This is a genomic window from Streptomyces aurantiogriseus, from assembly GCF_014649375.1.
GTDB lineage: Bacteria > Actinomycetota > Actinomycetes > Streptomycetales > Streptomycetaceae > Streptomyces > Streptomyces aurantiogriseus.
Genome location: NZ_BMSX01000017.1, coordinates 193,172 through 215,309 on the forward strand (window position 1 = coordinate 193,172; position 22,138 = coordinate 215,309).

Annotated in this window: 24 protein-coding genes; 18 read left to right on the top strand and 6 right to left on the bottom strand. The window is 71.0% G+C overall.

Translation table 11 applies throughout. The features are described 5' to 3' along the window. Positions 1-16: 16 nt before the first annotated feature. The gene (locus IE263_RS31940) at positions 17-850 is read left to right on the top strand and encodes an LAGLIDADG family homing endonuclease (protein ID WP_189941377.1); all 834 of its coding nucleotides are present in this window, start codon (positions 17-19) and stop codon (positions 848-850) included. Between the two features lie 38 nt (positions 851-888). Here IE263_RS31940 and IE263_RS31945 read toward each other — a convergent pair whose 3' ends face one another. Then, positions 889-2,082: an RtcB family protein gene (locus IE263_RS31945; RefSeq protein WP_189941312.1), complete on the bottom strand. Its 1,194-nt coding sequence runs from the start codon at positions 2,080-2,082 to the stop codon at positions 889-891. 214 nt (positions 2,083-2,296) lie between these two features. Between IE263_RS31945 and IE263_RS31950 the strand changes: the two genes are divergently transcribed. The 3 genes from IE263_RS31950 to IE263_RS31960 all read left to right on the top strand — a co-directional run bounded on the left by IE263_RS31950 (position 2,297) and on the right by IE263_RS31960 (position 5,618). After that, positions 2,297-3,130: a DUF3558 domain-containing protein gene (locus IE263_RS31950; RefSeq protein WP_189941313.1), complete on the top strand. Its 834-nt coding sequence runs from the start codon at positions 2,297-2,299 to the stop codon at positions 3,128-3,130. Between the two features lie 117 nt (positions 3,131-3,247). Further along, positions 3,248-4,162 carry a DUF3558 family protein gene (locus IE263_RS31955; protein WP_189941314.1) on the top strand — a complete coding sequence of 305 codons (915 nt, stop codon included), beginning with the start codon at positions 3,248-3,250 and terminating at the stop codon, positions 4,160-4,162. Positions 4,163-4,238: 76 nt separating this feature from the next. Continuing rightward, a complete protein-coding gene (locus IE263_RS31960) occupies positions 4,239-5,618 on the top strand; it encodes a DUF2637 domain-containing protein (protein WP_189941315.1) in 1,380 nt (459 codons plus the stop codon). Between the two features lie 91 nt (positions 5,619-5,709). On the opposite strand, the gene lysS is transcribed toward IE263_RS31960, so the two are convergent. Continuing rightward, on the bottom strand, positions 5,710-7,452 hold the full coding sequence (lysS, locus tag IE263_RS31965) for a lysine--tRNA ligase (RefSeq protein WP_189941316.1): 1,743 nt from the start codon (positions 7,450-7,452) through the stop codon (positions 5,710-5,712). A gap of 194 nt (positions 7,453-7,646) precedes the next feature. Here lysS and argS point away from each other — a divergent pair, with 194 nt between their 5' ends. From argS to IE263_RS31980, 3 genes are all read left to right on the top strand, one after another. Further along, positions 7,647-9,413, top strand: coding sequence for an arginine--tRNA ligase (argS, locus tag IE263_RS31970; RefSeq protein ID WP_189941317.1), 1,767 nt, complete (start codon positions 7,647-7,649; stop codon positions 9,411-9,413). A gap of 87 nt (positions 9,414-9,500) precedes the next feature. Then, complete coding sequence (locus tag IE263_RS31975; RefSeq protein WP_189941318.1) at positions 9,501-9,665, top strand: hypothetical protein; 165 nt, start codon at positions 9,501-9,503, stop codon at positions 9,663-9,665. 111 nt (positions 9,666-9,776) lie between these two features. Continuing rightward, complete coding sequence (locus IE263_RS31980; protein ID WP_189941319.1) at positions 9,777-10,598, top strand: DUF4253 domain-containing protein; 822 nt, start codon at positions 9,777-9,779, stop codon at positions 10,596-10,598. 9 nt (positions 10,599-10,607) lie between these two features. Here the strand turns inward: IE263_RS31980 and IE263_RS31985 are convergent, their stop codons facing one another. Both IE263_RS31985 and IE263_RS31990 read right to left on the bottom strand, forming a co-directional pair. Then, positions 10,608-11,843: an aminotransferase-like domain-containing protein gene (locus IE263_RS31985; protein ID WP_189941320.1), complete on the bottom strand. Its 1,236-nt coding sequence runs from the start codon at positions 11,841-11,843 to the stop codon at positions 10,608-10,610. Positions 11,844-11,903: 60 nt separating this feature from the next. Continuing rightward, positions 11,904-12,167 carry a hypothetical protein gene (locus tag IE263_RS31990; RefSeq protein WP_189941321.1) on the bottom strand — a complete coding sequence of 88 codons (264 nt, stop codon included), beginning with the start codon at positions 12,165-12,167 and terminating at the stop codon, positions 11,904-11,906. Here IE263_RS31990 and IE263_RS31995 point away from each other — a divergent pair. After that, positions 12,166-12,363 carry a hypothetical protein gene (locus IE263_RS31995; RefSeq protein WP_189941379.1) on the top strand — a complete coding sequence of 66 codons (198 nt, stop codon included), beginning with the start codon at positions 12,166-12,168 and terminating at the stop codon, positions 12,361-12,363. The two genes, IE263_RS31990 and IE263_RS31995, sit on opposite strands and share 2 nt — an antisense overlap. A gap of 23 nt (positions 12,364-12,386) precedes the next feature. Here IE263_RS31995 and hemB read toward each other — a convergent pair whose 3' ends face one another. Together hemB and IE263_RS32005 are read right to left on the bottom strand one after the other, a co-directional pair. After that, the gene (hemB, locus tag IE263_RS32000) at positions 12,387-13,379 is read right to left on the bottom strand and encodes a porphobilinogen synthase (protein ID WP_189941322.1); all 993 of its coding nucleotides are present in this window, start codon (positions 13,377-13,379) and stop codon (positions 12,387-12,389) included. A gap of 359 nt (positions 13,380-13,738) precedes the next feature. Next, positions 13,739-14,683, bottom strand: a complete 945-nt coding sequence (locus IE263_RS32005) for a LuxR C-terminal-related transcriptional regulator (protein ID WP_189941323.1) — start codon at positions 14,681-14,683, stop codon at positions 13,739-13,741. 295 nt (positions 14,684-14,978) lie between these two features. On the opposite strand from IE263_RS32005, the gene IE263_RS32010 reads away from it, so the two are divergent. From IE263_RS32010 to IE263_RS32055, 10 genes are all read left to right on the top strand, one after another. After that, positions 14,979-15,290, top strand: coding sequence for a hypothetical protein (locus IE263_RS32010; protein WP_189941324.1), 312 nt, complete (start codon positions 14,979-14,981; stop codon positions 15,288-15,290). Between the two features lie 185 nt (positions 15,291-15,475). Further along, on the top strand, positions 15,476-16,438 hold the full coding sequence (locus IE263_RS32015; RefSeq protein ID WP_189941325.1) for an LLM class flavin-dependent oxidoreductase: 963 nt from the start codon (positions 15,476-15,478) through the stop codon (positions 16,436-16,438). A gap of 151 nt (positions 16,439-16,589) precedes the next feature. Further along, on the top strand, positions 16,590-17,669 hold the full coding sequence (gene mpaB, locus IE263_RS32020; protein WP_189941326.1) for a daptide biosynthesis RiPP recognition protein: 1,080 nt from the start codon (positions 16,590-16,592) through the stop codon (positions 17,667-17,669). Then, a complete protein-coding gene (gene mpaM / locus IE263_RS32025; protein ID WP_189941327.1) occupies positions 17,666-18,472 on the top strand; it encodes a daptide-type RiPP biosynthesis methyltransferase in 807 nt (268 codons plus the stop codon). The genes mpaB and mpaM overlap by 4 nt, the downstream gene beginning before the upstream one ends. Continuing rightward, a complete protein-coding gene (gene mpaD / locus IE263_RS32030; RefSeq protein ID WP_189941328.1) occupies positions 18,469-19,731 on the top strand; it encodes a daptide-type RiPP biosynthesis aminotransferase in 1,263 nt (420 codons plus the stop codon). Before mpaM ends, mpaD begins: the two co-directional genes overlap by 4 nt. 41 nt (positions 19,732-19,772) lie before the next feature. After that, on the top strand, positions 19,773-19,946 hold the full coding sequence (locus IE263_RS32035; protein ID WP_189941329.1) for a daptide-type RiPP: 174 nt from the start codon (positions 19,773-19,775) through the stop codon (positions 19,944-19,946). A gap of 207 nt (positions 19,947-20,153) precedes the next feature. After that, positions 20,154-21,476 (top strand): daptide-type RiPP biosynthesis dehydogenase, encoded by a 1,323-nt coding sequence (mpaC, locus tag IE263_RS32040; protein WP_189941330.1) that lies wholly within the window; start codon positions 20,154-20,156, stop codon positions 21,474-21,476. 58 nt (positions 21,477-21,534) lie between these two features. Then, the gene (locus IE263_RS32045) at positions 21,535-21,699 is read left to right on the top strand and encodes a daptide-type RiPP (protein ID WP_189941331.1); all 165 of its coding nucleotides are present in this window, start codon (positions 21,535-21,537) and stop codon (positions 21,697-21,699) included. A gap of 50 nt (positions 21,700-21,749) precedes the next feature. Next, the gene (locus tag IE263_RS32050) at positions 21,750-21,911 is read left to right on the top strand and encodes a daptide-type RiPP (protein WP_189941332.1); all 162 of its coding nucleotides are present in this window, start codon (positions 21,750-21,752) and stop codon (positions 21,909-21,911) included. Between the two features lie 53 nt (positions 21,912-21,964). Then, a complete protein-coding gene (locus tag IE263_RS32055; protein ID WP_189941333.1) occupies positions 21,965-22,126 on the top strand; it encodes a daptide-type RiPP in 162 nt (53 codons plus the stop codon). Positions 22,127-22,138: the final 12 nt, after the last annotated feature.

The following is a 22,138-nucleotide window of genomic DNA, read 5'->3' on the forward strand; positions in this document are numbered from 1 at the left end:
AAGGAATGACTTCCTCATGGCTGACTGCGAGCCTATCGCTCCCCAGTTCATGGACCTGACGGTCCCGGATTACGCGTACATGTTCGGCTTCCTGCAGGCGGACGGGCATCTGCAGCAAGGAGTCGGACAGAAGGGCAAGTTGACCGTCGAGATCAACGTCCGGGACATCGACCTCCTGCGCAGGTTCCAGAAGCTGACGCCATACAACAGCAGCATCACCGAGCGCACCCGGTCCACGAACTTCGCCGATGTCCATAACTCGGCCACATGGTGCCTGTGTTCCCTGGAAGCCCGGACGAAGCTCAACGAACTGGGTCTGCCTTACGGGCCCAAGTCGAAGACGATCTCTCCACCTCACGGCGAATTCTCACGCCGCGACTACCTCCGAGGTGTCATCGACGCCGACGGGTCGGTGGGACACACCGGCAAGGGCTTCCCCTTCGTCTCCTTCACCACAGCCAGCACGGCCGTCGGCGCCTACCTGTGCTTCTACGCAGGAAAGGTCACTGGGACCGAGCGCACCCTCAAGCGCAATGTGCGAGACGGCATCTACAACATTCTCTACAGCAACGAGAGCGCCCAGAAGCTGGCAGCCGACCTCTACTACGACGGCTGCCTGTCGCTGGAGCGCAAGAAGACTGCCGCCGATTCGCTGAGCAGCTGGATCCGGCCGGCAGGCATGAGGATCGCACCCGAGCGCCGCCGCTGGACCGCCCACGAGGACCGTGTACTGCTGCGGCTGAACAATGATGCTGCGGCAGCAAAGGAGCTCGGCCGAACCGAGAAGAGCTGCTACATCCGCCTCTGGCGACTGCGAACCGGCCAGGCACCGATGCCTGCCGAGCGATAGCCGGTGAGGCCCCCGGCCCCCACCGGGGGCCTCACCCGTCAGCCCTTCACGCAGATGAACTGCTTCAGCTTCGCCACGACCTGAACCAGGTCACGCTGCTGCTCCATCACCTGGTCGATGTTCTTGTAGGCCCCAGGAATTTCGTCGAGCACTCCGGAGTCCTTACGGCACTCCACGCCCCGCGTCTGCTCCTCCAGGTCCTTCACCGTGAAGCGCCGCTTCGCCGCGTTGCGGCTCATGCGCCGACCGGCGCCGTGCGACGCCGAGTTGAAGGCCTTCTCGTTGCCAAGGCCCTTAACGATGTACGAGCTGGTTCCCATGGAGCCGGGAATGATCCCGTACTCGCCGGAGCCGGCACGGATCGCCCCCTTGCGGGTCACAAGCAGGTCCATGCCCTCATACCGTTCCTCCGCGACGTAGTTGTGGTGACAGGAGATCTCGGGCTCGAAGGTCGGCTTCGCCTTCTTGAACTCCTTGCGGATCACGTCCTTCAGAAGCCCCATCATGATGGCGCGGTTGTGCTTCGCGTACTCCTGCGCCCAGAAGAGATCGCTCCGGTACGCGGCCATTTGCGGGGTGTCCGAGACGAAGACCGCCAGGTCACGGTCGACCAGACCCTGGTTGTGCGGGAGCTTCTGAGCCACGCCGATGTGGTACTCAGCGAGCTCCTTGCCAATGTTCCGAGATCCGGAATGCAACATGAGCCAGACCGAGTTTGACTGATCGAGGCAGGTTTCGATCATGTGATTGCCGCTTCCGAGCGTCCCCATCTGCAAAGCAGCCCGCTCCCGCCGGAACTTCACCGCCTCCGCGACCCCACCGAACCGCCCCCAGAAGTCGTCCCACCCCGCGGTGGCGAACCCGTGCAGCTGCCCCGGATCCACGGGATCGTCATGCATCCCCCGCCCCACCGGAATCGCCTGCTCGATCTTCGACCGCAACCGCGACAGATCCCCCGGCAGGTCGTTCGCCGTCAGCGACGTCTTCACCGCCGACATCCCGCACCCGATGTCGACCCCCACCGCCGCAGGACACACCGCGCCCTGCATCGCGATGACCGAGCCGACCGTCGCGCCCTTCCCGAAGTGCACGTCCGGCATCACGGCCAGGCCCTTGATCCAGGGGAGGGTGGCGACGTTGCGCAACTGCTGGAGCGCCACGTCCTCGACCGCCGCCGGGTCGGTCCACATGCGGATCGGAACCTTCGCGCCCGGCATTTCCACGTACGACATATCGTCCTCATTCCCCCGGAAAACAGCAGAAGTCTGAAATCGCAAAACCGGTGCCAAGGTCGACGAAGGGGACAACGGACCGGCATCCACGGTGGTGCGTGCGATACACATTGTCTGCCGGGGCCGCCCCCGCCCGGCAAGCGAATAACCAGCGGGGACCACTGAACCAGGCACGACCAGCCACCCACGAAGTGACCGTCGAGAGGAGCCGACCGTGCAGCGGAAGGCGTACGTACCCGGCGTCGCCGCGCTCCTCGCGGTGCTGTTGGCCGGCTGTACCGGCGGCTCGGACGACGACGGCCCGACGGACAACTCCAACCCGGGCCGGGCCGGCACGGCGAGCGCCACCGCCGAGCCCGGCCGGTACAACACACTCCCGCAGGCCTGCGGCGCCGTCAGCCGCGGCACCCTCGACTCCCTCCTCCCCGGCATCCGTGAGATCGCCGACGAGACCCAGCGCGAGACCGCCTACACGGGCGAGGCGACCCTGACGTACGACACGGACCGCAAGGCCGGCTGCCGCTGGAAGGTGCAGTCCGCGGACGCCACCGACCACCTCTTCGTCGACTTCGAGCGCGTGGTGTCCTACGACAACGCGGTCAGCGACGACAGTCAGGCCGAGGCGCTGTTCGCCGAGAAGGTGACGGCGGCCGACCTGCCGGTGCCCACGGCCTCGGAGACGACCACCGGGAACGCCTCCGCCTCCCCCGCCGCCGGCACGACCCCCTCCGCCGCCTCCCCTTCCCCTTCCTCGTCCTCTTCCGCTTCCACGTCCGCTTCTCCGTCCGTCTCCACCACGCCCGCCGACCTCCAGCCCCGCCTCCTCGACGACCTGGGCGACGAGGCGTTCGTCGACGACGTGCTCGCCGGCTCCGGTTCCACGACCGAACAGCGCACGGTGACTGTGGCGTTCCGCACGTCCAACGTCATCGTGACCATCCAGTACGAGGAGCAGCCGGCGACCGTCGGCACGGTCCCGGACAGCAAGGAAATGCAGGACAGGGCCCGGAAAATGGCCGCCCAGCTCGCCGACTCCCTGGCCGGCTGAGGCCACTTCACGCCCGTCCGGCGCTCGCCCGCAAAGCCCTCGAAGCGGAACCACACAGCTTCTTCACCGCGTACCGTGGCCCCTCGGACCGATCCGACCGCAGGAACCACGAGCGTCATGAGTGAAGGAACCATGCAGCGACGAGCCCAGCGAGACGACCAGCGTGACCAGCGTACGAAGCGTGCCGGAGGCCTGAACCGCCTCCTCGCCGCGGCAGCCGCACTCCCCGTGATGCTGATCGCCGCCGGCTGCTCCTCGGACTCCGGATCCGGCTCCGGCGACGACTCGCAGAAGGCCGGCGCCGACACCAACGCCGGCGCCACCGTGAGCGCCGCGCCCACCGTGCAGGCGGCTGCGTACCAGTCGCTGCCCGAACCGTGTGCGGTGCTGTCGAAGAAGACGCTGACCGAGCTGGTGCCGAAGGGGACGAAGGGCAAGGAGGGCACGTCGAGCGACACCGCCACCCGGGCCTCCTGCTCCTGGTCCAGCCTGGACAACAACGGTGTGAAGGGCTCGCAGTTCCGCTGGATGAACGTCTCCCTGTTGCGCTTCGAGTCGGACGCGGCGAGCGGCTCCGGCGAGCAGCAGGCGCAGGAGTACTACACGAAGCAGATCCAGGACGCCCAGGCGGTGACGGGCGCGACGAACGCGAAGACGCAGGCGCTCGCCGGGACGGGCGACGAGGCGACGACCGTGCGCTACGACCTGAAGAAGAAGGAAGGCGCCTTCAAGCAGCAGACGGTCGTGACGCGGGTCGAGAACGTCGTCGTGACCGTCGACTACAACGGGGCGGGTCTGGCGGGCGAGAAGACGCCGAGCGCGGACACCCTGACGAAGGCGGCGGAGAAGGCGGCCAAGGAGGCGGTCGCGGCGGTCCAGTCGGCCAACGGCGAGGGGACCAACGGCGAGGCTGCGGGCGGCGGTTCGACCACGAGCCCGTCCCCGGGCAAGTCGTCGACGGCGTCCCCGTCCGCGTCCTCCTCCGCCTCCCCTTCCGCCTCGCCGTCCGCCTCGGCTTCCAAGAAGAGCTGACGTACCGGCAACACGTGCGCCGCACACGTGTGTCACCCTGTTGCGCGCACCAACACGCAACGGGAGGGGAGTAGGGGTGGCCGCGCCAATCCAGCTGACTCGGATGCACCGCGTTCTCATCGGCGTGGTCGTGACCGGCGCCGTGATCATCGCCGGGATCGGCTTCGCCGGTTCCTACGCGGCTGTCCGCGAGCTGGCCCTCAAGAAGGGCTTCGGGAACTTCTCCTACGTCTTCCCGATCGGTATCGACGCGGGCATCTGTGTGCTGCTCGCGCTGGACCTGCTGCTGACGTGGATCCGTATCCCCTTCCCCCTCCTGCGCCAGACGGCCTGGCTGCTGACGGCGGCGACGATCGCGTTCAACGGCGCCGCCGCCTGGCCGGACCCGCTGGGCGTCGGTATGCACGCGGTCATCCCGGTGCTCTTCGTGGTCTCCGTCGAGGCGGCCCGGCACGCCATCGGCCGCATAGCCGACATCACGGCCGACAAGCACATGGAGGGCGTCCGCCTCACCCGCTGGCTCCTCTCCCCGGTCCCCACGTTCCTCCTGTGGCGCCGCATGAAGCTGTGGGAGCTCCGCTCCTACGACCAGGTCATCAAGCTCGAGCAGGAACGTCTCGTCTACCAGGCGAGGCTCCGCTCCCGCTTCGGCCGGGCCTGGCGCAGGAAGGCCCCGGTGGAGTCCCTGATGCCCCTGCGCCTGGCCAAGTACGGCGTCCCCCTGGCGGACACGGCCCCGGCGGGCCTGGCGGCGGCGGGCATAGAGCCGGCGTTGCTCCCGCCGGCCCCCCAGCAGGAGCTGACGCCGACCCCCACGACGAACCCGGCGCTCACGGCAGGCGCACCCACCGCAGCCGCCGCCTCCCTCGCGGCGGATGCGGCCGGCGCCCCCGCCGCCGCGGGCCATCGTGCCGCTGGGGCGGCGCCCGTCCCACAGGAAGCGGCACCCCTCAGCGGGCAGCGCCCCGTCCCACCCCCCGGCCTCAACGCCGGGCAACCGGGATACGGCCCCGGGCCCGAAGAAAGCCCCTGGTTCCAGGGAACCCCGCACACCGTCCCGTACCAGGGCGGCTACGACCCCACGTACGACCCCTCGGAGCAGTACGCCCAGTGGTACGAGGAGCAGCAGCAGGCCGAGGAGTACCGGGAGCAGTACGAAGAAGAGCCCCCCGCCCAGGAACCCGCTCCGGAGGAGACCGGCAGCTTCCCGATCCCGGTGGCCCCCGGCCGCACCCGTGAGCTGGGTGAGGGCGGCGGCACCCCGGAACCGGACGAGGACGCCTACTACCAGGTGTTCCGCCAGTCGATAGACGGCAGCTACCCCACGCCCCGCGTCCTCGGCGACAACATCCAGGCGACCTACGGCACCACGCTGAGCCCGAGCGCCCTGAAGGCCCTCGCGGAACGCTTCCAGCAGCGCCACTCGGCGGAACTGGAAGAGGACCACATCGCGTGACGCACACCTGCCGCAACGCGCACATGCCGTAACGCATACGAGGAGGGGGCGCCCGGCGAACACCGGACGCCCCCTCCTCGTGTCGAGCGACTTACTCCCCGAGCAGGGTCCGCACCCGCTCCTGCCCCACAGCCAACAGCAGCGTGGGCAGGCGCGGACCCGTGTCCCGCCCCACCAGCAGGTGGTACAGCAGCGCGAAGAAGGTCCGCTGAGCGGTCTTGATCTCCGCCGGCAGCTCCTTGGGCGTCGCGTCCGCGGAGAACCCGGCCTGCACCTTGGGCACGCCGTAGACGAGATGCGTCAGCCCGTCCAGCGACCAGTGCGACTCCAGCCCGTCGAGCAGCAGCCGCAGCGACTGCCGGGACGCCTCGTCGAGGGACTTCAGCAGCTCGGTGTCGGGCTCGTCGCGCACGATGGTCCGCTGGTCGGCGGGCACGTGCGTGTTGATCCAGGCCTCGGCCCTGTCGTACCGCGGCCGGGCCTCGTCGAGCGAGCCGAGCGGGTTGTCCGGGTCGAGGTCGGACAGGATCCGCAGCGCCTGGTCCTGGTGCCCGGCGGTGATGTCGGCGACGGAGGCGAGCGTCCGGTACGGCAGCGGCCGGGCCGTACGGGGAAGGTCCCCGCCGGCGGTCCGTACCGCGCGCGAGTGGGCGGCCACGTCGGCCGGCAGGGCAGAGCCGTCCGCGACCTTCGCGTCCAGCTTGTCCCACTCGTCGTAGAGCCGCTGGATCTCCTGGTCGAAGGCGATCTTGAAGGACTGGTTGGGCCTGCGCCGGGCGTAGAGCCACCGCAGGATCTGCGGCTCCATGATCTTCAGCGCGTCGGCCGGGGTGGGCACGCCACCCCGCGAGGACGACATCTTCGCCATGCCGCTGATGCCGACGAAGGCGTACATCGGCCCGATCGGCTGCTTCCCGCCGAAGATGCCGACGATCTGGCCACCGACCTGGAAGGAGGATCCCGGCGAGGAGTGGTCGACGCCGGAGGGCTCGAAGACGACCCCTTCGTACGCCCACCGCATCGGCCAGTCGACCTTCCAGACCAGCTTGCCGCGGTTGAACTCGTTCAGCCGGACGGTCTCGGAGAAGCCGCAGGCGTTGCAGGCGTACGTCAGCTCGGTGCTGTCGTCGTCGTAGGAGGTGACGGTGGTGAGGTCCTTCTCGCAGTTGCCGCAGTACGGCTTGTACGGGAAGTACCCGGCGGAGCCGGAGCTGCCGTCGTCCTCGCTCGCCGCGCCCGAGCCCTCGGCGGCCTCCAGCTCGGCCTCGTCGACCGGCTTCTGCTGCTGCTTCTTCGCGGGGGCCTTCTTGGTCCGGTACTGGTCGAGGATCGCGTCGATATCGCCCCGGTGCCGCATGGCGTGCAGGATCTGCTCGCGGTAGACCCCGGAGGTGTACTGCGCGGTCTGGCTGATGCCGTCGAACTCCACGCCCAGCTCGGCGAGCGACTCGGTCATGGCGGCCTTGAAGTGCTCGGCCCAGTTCGGGTACGCCGAGCCCTTGGGGGCCGGGACGGAGGTCAGCGGCTTGCCGATGTGCTCGGCCCAGGAGTCGTCGACCCCGGCGATGCCCGCCGGCACCTTGCGGTACCGGTCGTAGTCGTCCCAGGAGATCAGGTGCCGGACCTGGTACCCACGCCGGCGGATCTCGTCGGCGACGAGGTGGGGGGTCATGACCTCGCGGAGGTTGCCGAGGTGGATGGGGCCGGAGGGGGAGAGGCCGGACGCGACGACCACCCGTTTGCCCGGGGCCCGACGCTCCGACTCCTCGATGACCTCATCCGCGAAACGGGAGACCCAGTCGGTGGTCTCGGTGCTCTGAGCCACGATCGGCACGTCCTCTTGTTCTGAAGGCTTGACTGAAGGGGTTCGTCTGAGGGGTTCGTCCGACGGTTTGAGTGCAACCGTCGCCGGAAGGTTCCGGCCGGACCATTCTCCCAGACCACCGTGCGCCCGGGAAAACCGCTTTACCCCCCATGGGATACTGGGCGTGTCTATCCATCCCCACGAGGAGAACGGCACCCACTCCTATGGCCTCGGTCACGTCCCTCAGCGCTTCTGTCCACCAGCGCCTCGCGTCCGCCCTCTCGGCAGCCCTGCCGGAGGCCGTCGACGCAGACCCGCTGCTGCGACGCAGCGACCGGGCGGACTTCCAGGCCAACGGGATCCTCGCCCTGGCGAAGAAGGTGAAGGCCAACCCGCGGGAGCTGGCGACGCAGGTCGTCTCCCAGGTCGTCACCGGTGATGTGATCAAGGACATCGAGGTCTCCGGCCCCGGCTTCCTGAACGTGACGATCTCCGACCGGGCGATCATCGAGAACCTCGCGGCGCGGTACGCGGACACCGGCCGGCTGGGTGTTCCGTACGCGGACGCGCCGGGGACGACGGTGATCGACTACGCGCAGCCGAACGTGGCGAAGGAGATGCACGTAGGCCACCTGCGGTCGGCGGTGATCGGCGACGCGATGGTCCAGCTGCTGGAGTTCACCGGCGAGACGGTGGTCCGCCGGCACCACATCGGCGACTGGGGCACCCAGTTCGGCATGCTCATCCAGTACCTGGACGAGCACCCGCACGAGCTGGACCACAAGGAGTCCGAGGTCAGCGGTGAGGAGGCGATGTCGAACCTCGACCGCCTCTACAAGGCCGCGCGCAAGCTCTTCGACGCCGACGAGGAGTTCAAGACGAGGGCGCGGCGCCGTGTCGTGGACCTCCAGGCCGGTGACCCGCACACGCTCGCCATGTGGCAGAAGTTCGTCGACGAGTCGAAGATCTACTTCTTCTCCGTCTTCGAGAAGCTGGACATGGAGATCCGGGACCCCGACATCGTCGGCGAGTCCGGCTACAACGACATGCTGGCCGAGACCTGCCGCCTCCTGGAGGAGTCGGGTGTCGCGGTCCGCTCCGAGGGCGCCCTGTGCGTCTTCTTCGACGACGTCAAGGGCCCGGACGGCAACCGGGTCCCGCTGATCGTGCAGAAGTCGGACGGCGGCTACGGCTACGCGGCGACGGACCTGTCGGCGATCCGCGACCGCGTCTTCAACCTCAAGGCGCAGTCGCTGCTGTACGTGGTCGACGCCCGCCAGTCCCTGCACTTCAAGATGGTCTTCGAGACGGCGCGGCGGGCCGGCTGGCTGGGCGACGGCGTCAAGGCCTTCCAGCTCGCCTTCGGCACGGTCCTCGGCAAGGACGGCAAGCCCTTCAAGACCCGTGAGGGCGAGACGGTCAAGCTGGTCGACCTCCTCGACGAGGCGGTGGAGCGCGCGACGGCGGTGGTCCGCGAGAAGGCCGAGAAGGTGGGCCTGACGGAGCAGGAGATCGTCGAGAACGGCCAGTACGTGGGCATCGGCGCGGTCAAGTACGCCGACCTGTCGACGTCGGCGGTGCGGGACTACAAGTTCGACCTGGACCAGATGGTCTCGCTCAACGGCGACACGTCCGTCTACCTCCAGTACGCGTACGCCCGGATCCAGTCCATCCTCCGCAAGTCCGGCGAGGCTCGCCCGGTCGCCCACCCGGAGCTGGAACTGGCCCCGGCGGAGCGGGCGTTGGGCCTGCATCTCGACCAGTTCGGCGAGACGATCCTGGAGGTCGCGGCGTCCCACGAGCCCCACAAGCTCGCCGCGTACCTCTACCAGCTGGCCTCTCACCTGACCGCCTTCTACGACCAGTGCCTGGTCCTGAAGGCGGACACCCCGGAGCAGGTCGAGAACCGCCTGTTCCTGGTCGACCTGACGGCCCGCACGCTGCACCAGGGCATGGCCCTGCTGGGCATCCGGACGCCCGAGAAGCTCTGACGCGGCCCACCGGACCGCAACCGACTCCTCGCACTCGCGCGTCCCACCCCTTCAAGGGCGTGAGAACACGAGTGCGAGGAGCGGCAGTTGGGCGGCGCGGACGACCCCACGATCGGTGAGGCGCTGATCGGCTTGCTGCTGGTCGGAGGGGCGGGGGTGGTCCTGCCGGCCCTCGTCGTCCTCCCGCTCATCGGCCTGGGCATCTGGCTGACGCACTTCTGGCGGCGCCGACGCGCGAAGCGCTGCGGCTGACGGCCGCAAGAGGCTCGGCGACAGGCCGCCACTACGGGTGACCAGTGGCGTTGCCGTTCGGAGTTCCCGGCGCGCTCCCGAATGTCAGTGCCTGCCCCTACAGTCACCGGCATGGCGACTCTTCCCAACCCGCTGCCCAAGCTGGCGTCCGACCCGAGTGGGCGGTCCCTGGGGCTCCAACTGCCGCCGGGGCGGCTGATCGACACCACGGACGAGGGTCCGTGGCATGAGCCGTTGCTGTGGCACGCGGACAAGGAGGCCGCGCCCGGCACATGGAACGCCCTGGGCGCGCAGACCGCACGAGTGGGGATGCTGCCCGTGCTCGTGGACGTGGGCGGTCCACAAGGCGGACTGGCGGACTGGGAGTTGATGCCCGGCGAGATGTCGTACCCCGGGGACCACGACCCCGACGACGTCCTCGCGGAGTACTGGGAGGACAACGCGGAGGAGGAACTGGCCGAGGAGATCGAGCCGTTCGGCCCCGACTGGCCGGGTCTCGCGCCCGCCGCTTCGCCCACCGCCACCCCGGACGCGCGCGCAGCGCAGATCGCCGACTCGCTGACGGACGGCACACGGACGTGGCTCGAGGAACCGCACCTCGCCCTGGTCCCGGCCCGCCGTTCCGCCGACATCCCGGCCGCCATCGGCTGGACCGGCCCGCTGAACCACGAGAACGACGTGGCCCGCCTCTGCGCGGTCCTCCGCTCCTGGGAGGACCGCTTCGGCATACGGGTGGTGGCGCTCGGCTTCGACACCCTGACCGTGTCGGTCGCGGCCCCGCCGGCCACCCTGGCCGAGGCCGAAGCGGTGGCGGCGGAGCACTTCGCCTTCTGCCCGGACAACCTCGCCCGGAACGGCGACGGCCCGGACACCCTGCGCGCCTACGCCGAGGAGCTGATCGGCGAGCACGCCTGGTCCTTCTGGTGGGACTGACGGCCCGCCCTAGGCGACGCCCCTGAGCCCCCGCCCCAGCCTGCGCAGCCCCTCCCCGATCTCCTCCGGCGTCTGCGTCACGAAGCAGAGCCGCAGGGTCGAGCGGTCGGGCTCGCCGGCGTAGAAGGGGGCGCCGGGGACGTACGCCACGTCCTCCTGAACCACCCGAGGGAGCAGGGCGGCGGTGTCGTACGTCTCCGGAAGGCGGACCCAGAGGAACATGCCGCCCTCGGGGCGGTTCCAGGCCGAGCCCTCGGGGAGGGCCTCGCGGAGGCCGGTGAGCATGGCGTCCCGTCGCTCACGGTAGACGGCGGCGACGCGGGCGACGTGCGCGTCGAGGTCGGTGTCGGCCAAGTAGCGAGCGGCGGCGAGCTGGTTGACGGTCGGCGTGTGCAGGTCGGCCGCCTGCTTGGCGACCGCGCAGGCCCGCCGTAGCTCCACCGGGGCGCGCAGCCAGCCCAGCCGCAGGCCGGGGGCCATCACCTTGGAGAAGGAGCCGAGGAGCACGGTCCGGTCGCGGGCGTCGGGGTGGGCGGCGATCCAGGGGACGCGCTCACCGTCGTAGCGGAGTTCGCCGTAGGGGTCGTCCTCGACGATCCACAGGCCGTGGCGGGCGGCGACGGTGGCGAGGGCGGCGCGGCGCTCGGCGGGGAGGGTGCGGCCGGTCGGGTTCTGGAAGGTGGGGACGGTGTAGAGCAACTTGGGGCGTTCGCGGACGACCAGGTCGGCGAGGGCCTCCGGGTCGGGGCCGTCCGCGTCGCCCGGCACGGCGACGACCCGCGCTCCCGCGAGGCCGAACACCTGGAGGGCGGCGAGGTAGCAGGGGTCCTCGACGAGGACGGTGTCGCCGGGGTCGAGCAGGGCGGTGGCGAGGAGGGACAGCGCCTGTTGCGAGCCGGTGGTGACGAGGAGGTCGTCGGCGTTCGTCGGCAACCCCCGCGCCGCCATCCGCTGCGCGAGCCGCTCGCGGAGCGCCGGCTCGCCCTCGGTGGTGGCGTACTGCAGGGCACGGCCGGGCGTCTCCTCCAGCACCTGCCGGAAGGCGGCGGCGACGCCCTCCCGGTCGAACAGTTCGGGCGCGGGCAGCCCGCCCGCGAAGTTGATCACCTCGGGGCGCGCGGTGACGGCGAGGATGTCCCGCACGGGCGAGCCACCGATGGCCCGCGCCCGCGCGGCGAGCGGAGGGACGGAGGCGGGTGCGGAACCCGGTGTGGAGGCGAGTGCGGCCACGGATGCGACAGTCATGCCCGCACCCTAGGGAAATACCTGCTGTCTACACCTGGATTTCTGGGATGTGGACAGCGCTCACGCCTTGGCGCCGGCCGCTCCGTAGACGTTGATGTCGTCGTCGATGTCCCGGTAGCGGTAGCCGCGCGGGTTGGCGGCGAGGGCGGCGGCAAAGCCAGCGGGGAAGGGCAGTTGACGGGACGGAACCGGATCGGGGCGTCCCGGATCCCGTCCCAGGGCGACGCCGTTCTCGCAGGTCAGCGGGGGTGGGACCGCATCAGCGTCCCGAATTCCCCGCCGACGGTGGCCCCCAGGGCAGCCGTACGGCCAGGCTGACCCCATGCCCAAGCAAGCCACCCCCACCCGTCACCGCGCCCGCCTCCTCGCCGCCGCCCTCACCTGCGCCGCCGCCCTCACCCTCACGGCGTGCCACGACGGCGAGGGCCTGCGCGACGAGGGCCCGTCCGAGTCGGGCACCTACGGGCTCGGCGAGGCCCCGGCCCGCTCCCACGCGGAACCGCCGAGCGGGAACTCGTAGGTGACGACGTCCTCGGCCGGTGACTACCGGATCTTCCGGGCGACCTCGGTCGCCCAGTAGGTGAGGATGTTCTGCGCACCGGCCCGCTTGATACCGGTCAGCGTCTCCAGGATCGCCCGGTCGCGGTCGACCCAGCCCTTCTCGGCGGCGGCCTCGATCATCGAGTACTCGCCGGAGATCTGGTAGGCGGCGACCGGCACGTCCACGGCGTCGGCGACCCGGGCCAGGATGTCGAGATAAGGGCCGGCCGGCTTCACCATCACCATGTCGGCCCCTTCCTCCAGATCAAGAGCCAACTCCCTCATCGATTCCCGCACATTGGCCGGGTCCTGCTGGTACGTCTTCCGATCACCCTTCAGCGAGGACCCCACGGCCTCCCGGAAGGGCCCGTAGAAGGCGGACGAGTACTTGGCGGTGTAGGCGAGGATGGCCACGTCCTCCCGCCCGATCTGGTCGAGGGCGTCGCGGGTGACGCCGATCTGCCCGTCCATCATCCCGCTGGCCCCCACCACATGGGCCCCGGCGTCGGCCTGCACCTGCGCCATCTCGGCGTACCGCTCGAGGGTGGCGTCGTTGTCGACCCGCCCCTCGGCGTCGAGAACCCCGCAGTGCCCGTGATCGGTGAACTCGTCCAGACACAAGTCGGACATGACGAGCAGGTCGTCCCCGACCTCGGCACGCACATCCCGCAGAGCGACCTGAAGAATGCCGTCCGGATCGGTCCCGGCGGTCCCGAGGGCGTCCTTGTTCGCCTCCTCCGGCACCCCGAAGATCATGATCCCGGAGACCCCGGCCTCCACCGCCTCCAGCGCGGCCTTCTTCAGGCTGTCCCGGCTGTGCTGCACGACCCCCGGCATGGCCTGGATCGGCACCGGCTCACTCACGCCCTCCCGCACGAACGCGGGCAGGATGAAGTCGGCCGGATGCAACCGGGTCTCGGCGACCATGCGCCGCATCACAGGGGTGGTCCGCAGCCGCCGAGGACGCGTACCGGGAAATGAACCGTACTTCGTCATACACCAAAGCTACGCCCACCCCGACACCCCCTTTGCCGACGCCCCGTCGGCGCACGACAACACCCACAACCCTCCCGCAGCCGCCGCAGCACGGGGGCAGTGACGGCGCGGAACACGCCCGGAAACGGCCCCAAGCCCCACGCGCCCGCGCCCGCACGACGGCGGGAGCGGGTCGTGGCGGTGCGGCTGGAGCCCGTCGCTCAGCTCGTCACAGCCAACTCGGACTGTGGCAGCAGGCAGCCGTACGCCCAACACGCGACGGGCTCGCCGCACCGCCACGACCCCGACCCACCCACGCACCGCAGGCGCACCAGCCACCCACCACCCGCAGGCACCCCACCCCCGCAGGCACCGCCCCCTCAGAACCACCCCCGCTCCCGAGCCAGCAACGCCGCCTGGAACCGATTCGTCGCCTGCAGCCGCACCATCAGCGAAGCGACATGCTTGCGATACGTCCGCACGGAGATCCCCAGATCCCGCGCCCCGCTCTCGTCCTTGTCAGCGGCGTACAAGGTCCGCAGAATGCGCCGCTCGATCTCACTGAGCAGCTCGTCGTCCTGCGCGGGCAGCTCCTGCGCCATCGCCCACATCCTCTCGAAGAGGGTGACGAGGGTCGCGACAAGGCCCGGCTCGCGGGTGAGCAGCGCGCCCTTGGAGGTGTCGGCCGGATCGATGGGCGTGAGAGCGGCCGACCGATCGCAGATGATCATGCGTTCCAGGGGCTGGTGGGAGATCCGTATCTCCGCCCCCTTCGCCGCGAGCTCACGCAGATAGGACAGCGTGGTCGGGTCGTCCAGCGCGGGCGCGGCCATGAGCGTCCGCATCCGCACCCCCCGCCGCAGGATCCGCAGATCGATCGGCCGGGAGAAGTCCGCGGACTCGGGCGTGATGATGCCGCCGGGATTGGTGGTCAGACTCTCGGTGCGGGCGAAGAAAGTGAGCTCGTCGATGACGGCCCGGACGGCTTCCATGCCCTCGATCTGCTGCACGGTCGGCGCCTCCGACGGCGCGGACGGCAGCGCGGTCACCGCCTCCCGCTCCGCGCGCAGCGAGTCCACGATGCCGTCGGCCTCGGCGGCGTCCTCCAACTCGCCCCGCAGCCGGTCGAGTCGGCGCTCGATGAGCCGCTCCACGGCCCGCGCCGGCGGTACGGGCCGCACCGCCCCGGTGTGGGTGCGGGTGGCGATCCCCAGCTCGACGAGCTGGTCGGCGATCTCCCGGGAGACGTCGGCGACGGCCTGGTCAGGGTCCGTCGCGCCGTCCCGCAGGAGCCGGCGGTAGGCAGCTTCCTCCTCTCTGCCCACACCAAGGAATTGAAGACTTGGTTGCGTCATGGTTCCCCCTGCGCACGACCTGTTGTTGATCTCGCCACCAAGAGATACCTCGGGTTACCTCCATGGCGCCACGCTCGTGTGCTTCACCCGTCGGTTGCCTCGTCGCGTGCAGGAAACGGCACGGGCGGGCCGCAGCAAGTTGCACGGTCTGCGTCTCGTTTGGGGGCGGACGGAACGGCAGAGTTGTTCTCGCAAGGAGGCAAGACCGCAAGGAACAGACCACTTGCGGAGAGAACAGAAGCATTCGCTTTTCAGGGGGAAAATCATGAACCGCTCTGCCGCCGGCACCAAGGCCGCCACCCGCCTCGTCCGCACCGGTGTCCGCGCCGCCGCGACGCTGCTCGCCGCCGGTGCCCTCGCTCTGACGGCCCAGGGCACCGCCCAGGCCGCCGAGCCCCGGCCCGCGGCGCACCACCAGACGGCGCCGGCCTCCGTCGGCCTGCCGAAGCTGCCGAAGCTGCCGAAGCTCCCCGGTGTGCCGGCGCTGCCCCACCTCCCCTCGCTCCCCGGCGGCGTCCTGGACCCGGTCGTCGACACCCTCGACAACCACGACTGGGGCGTCGCGCCGCGCGACTAGGTTGCCTGCCACTGACCGGGACCACACCGACGCCGGCGGGCCCCTGACCAAGGCCCGCCCGCCAGACCCCACAGCACCACCGCGCCGCACCACCACCGCGCCACAGCACCACCGCGCCGCACCACCACCCCACCCCACCCGCCCAGGACCTCCCCTGCCCTCAAACGAGAGAGATATATGCCGCTATGACGGACTATTCGGTTCTTATCCCGTTCGTGCCGCGCCGCCTGGAGCAGACGCTGCCGTTCGCGGGCCTGGTGAACTGGACGCCCGCCGTACGGCTCTGGCAGGGACAGTCGATGCTCCTGGAGCCCCACCAGACCTTCGTCGGGGCGGCCGGAGCCGGGTTCCGCGTCCCGGTGGGCTTCGGGGTGACCCTGATGCCGCTGCGGCACCCCTTCGAGGCCGCCAACCAGGCCCGCTCGGTGGCGCTGGCCACCGGCCACCCGGTGATCGCCGGCTTCGGCCCGGGCGCCCCGGCCTTCCAGGAGAACATGCTGGGAGCGCCGTACCCGAAGCCGCTGGCCGCCGCCCGTCAGTACGTGACGGCCGTGCGCCGGCTGCTCGACGGGGAACTGGTGCGGATGGACGGTCCGGAGTACGCCTTCCAGGCGCAGCTCGCGCCGGCCGCCGCCCCCCGCGTGGACGTCGGACTCGGTGTCCTGCGGCCGGGCATGGCGCGGCTCGCCGGCGAGGTCGCCGACGCCGTCATCACCTGGCTGACCCCGCCCTCCTACCTGCGCGAGGTGCTGCTGCCCGCGGTCGAGGAGGGCATGGCCCGGGCCGGCCGCACCGACCGCCCGCGCATCGTCGCCATGGTCCCGGTCGGCCTCCAGCGGGAGGACACCGCGCCCGAACGGCTCGCACTGGCGAGCAACTACGCCCATCTGCAGGCCCCGCACTACCTGGACATGCTCCGGCGGGCCGGCGTCGAGATCGACGGCCAGGACGTGCACGCCGTCGCACGCGGCGCGGTCGACGTGGGCGCCTTCGTCACCGGGGACCTCGACACGGTCGTCAAACGGCTCGACGAGTACCGGCAGGCCGGCGTCGACGAGATCGTCCTCAACACCACCGGCGTCCACAAGATGTTCGGCGCCCAGGAGGCGATCGGCGACCTCACGGAGATCCTCCGCACCGCCGTCTAGCTCCCGGCCCCTGGCCCCGGACTCCGGTCCCGCACGCCAACCCCTTGGCCCCGGCCCCTTGGCCCCAGCCCCCGGCCACTCTCACAGCGCTGCCCGCAGCCCCTTCCCAGACCACCGGCCCACACCACAGGACAAGCAGGACAAGACAGCCATGGACACACCCACGCGCAGACGCGCGAAGGACCACATCATGTCGTGGGGTTCCGGCGGCCGCCGACCGGCCTCCGTCCCCGAGGGCTCCGTCGCCACGATCGTCCTCGCCGACGCCCGCCACCTCGACGCCGTCACCGCCTCCGGCCTGGCCGGCCCCGGCACGCTCGTCTTCGTCCCCGGCACGGGGGAGGCGACCGGGAGCACGATCCCCTACGGCGGATCCCTTGCCGACCCCGGCGCGGACTTCGCCCTGGGCGAGGACTTCTACCTGCAGACCCAGGACTACGCCTCCAGCGCGTACATGTCCGTCCTCGGCCCCACCCTGATCCGCGTCTTCGGCCTGGAGGACTTCTCCGCCTTCGTCGCCGACGCCGACCGCGCTCTGCACGAGGGCGTCTTCCCCGAGTTCCTGATCACGCCGGCGGTCCTGCTCGCCGACACGGCCGCGCTCGGCGGCCCCCGCGACACCGACGGCCCCGCCCTGCGCCTGTACGTCGACGCCGAGGGCCGGATCTCCACCTCGCCGTCCGGCTCCCCGCTGGGCACGGTCGGCGACGACCTGCCGACCCTCGTCACCCGCTACGAGCACGTCAACGCGGCCAGCGAGGCCCCCTGCGCGGTGAGCCTGGGCGCGGCCGTACCCGAGGAGGCGCGCACCGCGGCTCTGCAGACCCGCCCGTTCCTCGGCCGCTACCTGGCCGCCGTCAAGGCACTGCGGGCGCTGACCGCACAGGACATCGGTGGCCTGAAGGTCTCCGGTTTCGGCCACCGACTGACGAGCGCGGCCACGGGTGACGCCGATCTGCGCGACGCCGCGCTCCCGCTGGTGCTGTGGAACACCGAACAGGCCTACGTCGTCGCCGGCAGCCGTGTGTTCGCCGTCGACCACGCCTTCGCCGCCGCCGTCGAGCGCCTCCTGACCGGTACCACCGGCAGTACCGACCCCACCGACAGCACCGACGACACCGCCACCGGCTCCCTCCCCGTCCACGTCCAGGACCAGGTCCGCGCCTTCTTCACCGACCGCGGACTGCCCCTGGGCACCCCCACCACCCGCATACCGGCAGGTGCCCGATGACCGTCCTCACCCTCCCGCCCGGCCTCGGCGGCGAGCGCGTCACCGCCCTCGGCGACCGCGCCCGGATCTGCGGCCTCTACGACACCCTGGGCGCCCCCGTCTACGACGACCTCGCCGCCGCCGACGGCTTCGAGATCGGCGACATCGTGGCCGCCGTCCGCACCGGCGCCGAGGGCCCCGTCCTCGACCTGGCCGCCGGAGCCGGCCGCTTCACCCTCCCGCTGCTGGCCACCGGACGCGAGGTCACCGCCCTCGACCTGTCCGCCGACATGCTCGACCTGCTCAGGGCACGGCTGGCCAAGGCCCCGCGTTCGATGCGCGAGCGCTGCACGGTCGTCCAGGCCGACATGTCCGCCTTCGACCTGCGCCGCGGCTTCGGCCACATCGTCCTGGGCACCACGTCCCTCTCCCTGCTCGACGCCGAGGGCCGGGCCGGCCTGTACCGGTCGGTGGCCGCCCATCTCGCCCCGGGCGGACAGTTCCTGGTCTCCGTGATGGAACGCGCCGACGACGAGGCACCGACCGAGGTGCACTCCCGAGTGCGGGGTGCGAGCGGCACGTCGTACGACCTGTACGAGTACTGGCCGGCCGGCGCCGCCCACCGGTACGTCACCATCGCACCCACCGAGCCCGCCGCCGACGGTCCGGTCACGGTCTGCGTCGACGAGGTCGGCACGATGAGCATCGCCGCCATCGAGGCCGAGCTCGCCGAGGCCGGGCTGACGGTGGCCGGTCGCCGGCCGCTGACCGGCATGGGCGACCGCCACCGCGTGACGCTGCTGAAGGCGGTGGCCGCCCGATGAGCAGCGCCCTGTGGCCCTACCTGATCCCGCCGAGCACGCACGGCAACGACGCCAACTGCGCGGTGAGCGCCCGCGGTCACCGCATCACCTTCGCCGACGGCAGCGAGGTCCTCGACGCCGACAGCGGTCTGTGGAACGTGCAGATCGGCTACGGCAACGAGGCGATCGCCGCCGCCGTCGCCGAGGCCGCCGCGAACGGCTCCTACCTGCACTCCTTCCGCTTCGAGAACACCTACGCCCGCAAGGCGGCCGACGACCTGCTGCAGGTGTGCGGCCCCGAGCACTACGGCCGGGTCCTGCTCTCCACCGGCGGAGGCGTCGCCAATGACGCCGCGATGAAGCTCGTACGCCACTACCACGCCCTGCGGGGCCGCCCGCAGCGCACTCTCGTGGTCGCCCTGCGCGGCAGCTTCCACGGTCTGACCTTCGGCGGCTTCGCCCTCACCGGCGAGGACCTCGGCCAGCGCGTGTACGGCGTGGACCAACGGCTGATCCGCCATGTCACGCCCAACGACGTGGGCGAGCTGCGGGACCTGATCGCCCGCAGCGGGCAGCAGATCGCGGCCGTCGTGGTCGAGCCGGTCCTCGGCACCGGGACGGTCCCGCTGACCGACGACTACCTCGCCGAACTCGTCCGGCTGCGCGACGAGACCGGGTTCCTGCTGGTCGCCGACGAGGTCGCCACCGGCTTCGGCCGCACCGGTACCTTCTTCGCCTCGCAGACCTGGCCCGGCCGGCCCGACGTCCTGCTCTCCTCCAAGGGCCTGACCAACGGCACCTGCCCCGCCTCGGCGGTCGTCTTCTCGCAGGAGATCGCCGACGCCTTCACCGGCCACGACGCGATCCTCACCCACGCCGAGACCCAGGGCGGCACCTCGATCCCGTCCGCGGCGATCAGCGCGGCCATCGCCGAGATGCGGCGCCTGGACGCGGTCGTCGCCGGCCGCCGGGTCGCCGCCCGCCTCGAAGCGGCCATCGCCGACCTCGTCGAACGGCACCCGCTGGTCACCGGCTCCTCCGGCCGCGGCTGCTTCCACACCCTGCACATCGGCGGCCCCGGCGGCCACCGGCTCTCACCGCCCGGCGTGGCCCACCTGGTCGCCGCGATCCGCAAGGCCGGCGCCATCGTCCACCCCGGCCCCGCCGGCATCCAGCTCGTGCCGTCCCTGACGTACTCCGACGCCGAGGTCGACGAGCTCATGGCCTGCGTCGAGGCAGGGATCGACGCCCTGCTGCCCACGGCCGCACCGGCCGCCTGAGAACTCCGAAACCGCACCGACTCCCTAAGGAAACAGCACCCATGAGCGAGCAGAACACCGCCAAGTCCCAGGCCGAGCAGTTCGCCACCGAGGAGTTCTCCACCGACGCCAGCGAGCTGGAGATGCAGGAACTGGAAGCCCTGGAGTCCCCCGGCTTCTGGACCGGCGTCTCGATCGGCACCGCGGTCAGCGTCTCGGTCGTCGTCGCGACCTGAGCCCCTACGCCGTCGTACACGGCCGTACCCCGCCGTACGCCACCGCGCCCGCCGTACCCCGCCGAACCCCGGCGGCCCAACCGCCCCCGGCGAACCGGGGGTTCGCACCGGCCGCCAACCCTGCCTCGGCCCCACTTCCGGCAAAGGAATGAGCTGGGCCGAGGCAGGTCACCCCACCGTATCCGACGCAGAGCACAAGGAGCTGCCGTGCCCACCGAGACCACCGCCGCCGCGACCCGCACCCGGCACCGCACCGCGCGGCCGGCGAAGGTCCGCAAGGGAGTGATCCGGCCCGAGTTCGTCCCCCCGGCACCCCCGCTGCGCGGCATCGACCAGCTGGCCGGCTGGCTGCGGAAGGACGGCACCCGAGCCGTCACCGTCGTCACCGACCCCGCGGTCGCCGAACAGCCCGTGACCACGGGGATCCTCGCTCAGGTCGAGGCCGTCGGCATCACCCCGGCACTCGTCGCCCTGGACGGCCCCACCGGCCTGGACGCGGTCGCTGAGTCGGCCGCCCTGCTCGCCCCGGACGAGCTCGTCGTCGGCATCGGCGGCGGCACCACCCTCGACTTCGCCAAACTGGCCGCCCTGTCCGCCCGCCACCCCGACTTCCCCCGCTACCTCACCGCCCCGCAACGCAGCGGCTTCCTGGTCCTGCCGGCCGCGCTCGGCTCCAGTGCCCGCGTCCTCGCCGTCCCCACCACTCTCGGCACGGGCAGCGAACTCGGCACGGTCGCCTGCTTCGAGCGCGACGGCGGCAAACTCCTCGCCACCGGCCCTTGTCTACGGCCGATCGCGGCCCTGTGGGCGCCGGAGGCCACCGAGACCCTGCCCGGCGAGCTGATCGCCGACGGCGTCCTGGAAGCCCTCTTCCGCACGGTCAGCCCGTACGCCGGCGACCCCACCGAACTCCCCGAGCAGGACGCCGAGGTGGAGTCCCTGGCCGCCCGTCTGGTCGTCGCCGGGTACGAAGTCGCCGCCCTGCGCGCCGAACACCGGCCCGTGCCCGCCGAACTACGGCTGCGCATCGCCGAGTTGAGCGGCGAGAGCCAGATCGGCCGGATCAACATCGGCCGCAGCCCCTACGCCGTGAAGTGCTGGGCGATGGCCAACGAGCTGTCCACCACCCTGAACCTGGCCAAGATGCGCACGGTCTCCGCCCTGTGGCCGGTGCTGTGGCGGCACACCCTCGCCGGTGACACCCGGCTGGGCAGCCCCGCCCGTATCCACCGCCTGTGGACGAGCCTGCGCACGGCAGCCCCCTGGCTGTCCGACGATCCGGCGGCCGGCCTGCTCCAGCTGATGCGCGACTGGCGCGTCGACCGCGAGGTGCGCGCCGACACCGGCCTGATCGACCGGGCCACCACGCGCATCATGCGCGGCTGGGGAGCGGGCCTCCCCATCCTCGACGAGTTGAGCGCCGCCGATGTGCGCGCGCTCCTCACCGAGGCCACCGAGCCGGCCTCGGGCGCACCGTCCCCCGTCGCCCGAGGCCCCCAGACCCGCACGGACGCCGCCCGGCGCCCGTGACGGAAACCCACCGAACGCGGTCCCGGACCCTCCGGGACCCGACACCGAGGAGAAACACATGAGCGAGAACACGAACAACATCGTCGAGACCGAGCTGCAGGACCTGGCCGTCTCCGAGCTGGAGATGCAGGAGCTGGAGACGCTGGAGGCCCCGGGCTGGGCGACCTCCGCGGGCGTCAGCGTCGGCATCTCGCTGGTCTCCGTCGCCTGGAGCCTCACCTGATCCACACCCCCCTCGACCGTCAACCACCAACCGATTCAAGGGAGAAACCCATGAGCGAGAACAACATCGTCGAGACCGAGCTGCAGGCCGTCGCCGCCGACTCGGAGCTGGAGATGCAGGAGCTGGAGGCCCTGGAGGCCCCGGGCTGGGCGACCTCCGCGGGCGTCAGCGTCGGCATCTCGGTCGTCTCGGTCGCCTTCAGCCTCACCTGATCCAGGCCCACACCCACACCCACACCACCAGCACCCAACGAAGGGAAGCCGTCATGGCCGACATCAAGAAGGACATCCCCGCCGAGACCGCCGTCGAGAACGTCGAGCTCGAGATGCAGGAGCTCGAGGCCCTGGAGGCCCCCGGCTTCTGGACCGGCGTCTCCATCGGGGCCGGCGTGTCCTCCGCCGTCGCCACCTCGATCGCCCTCACCTGATCGAGCCCCGCA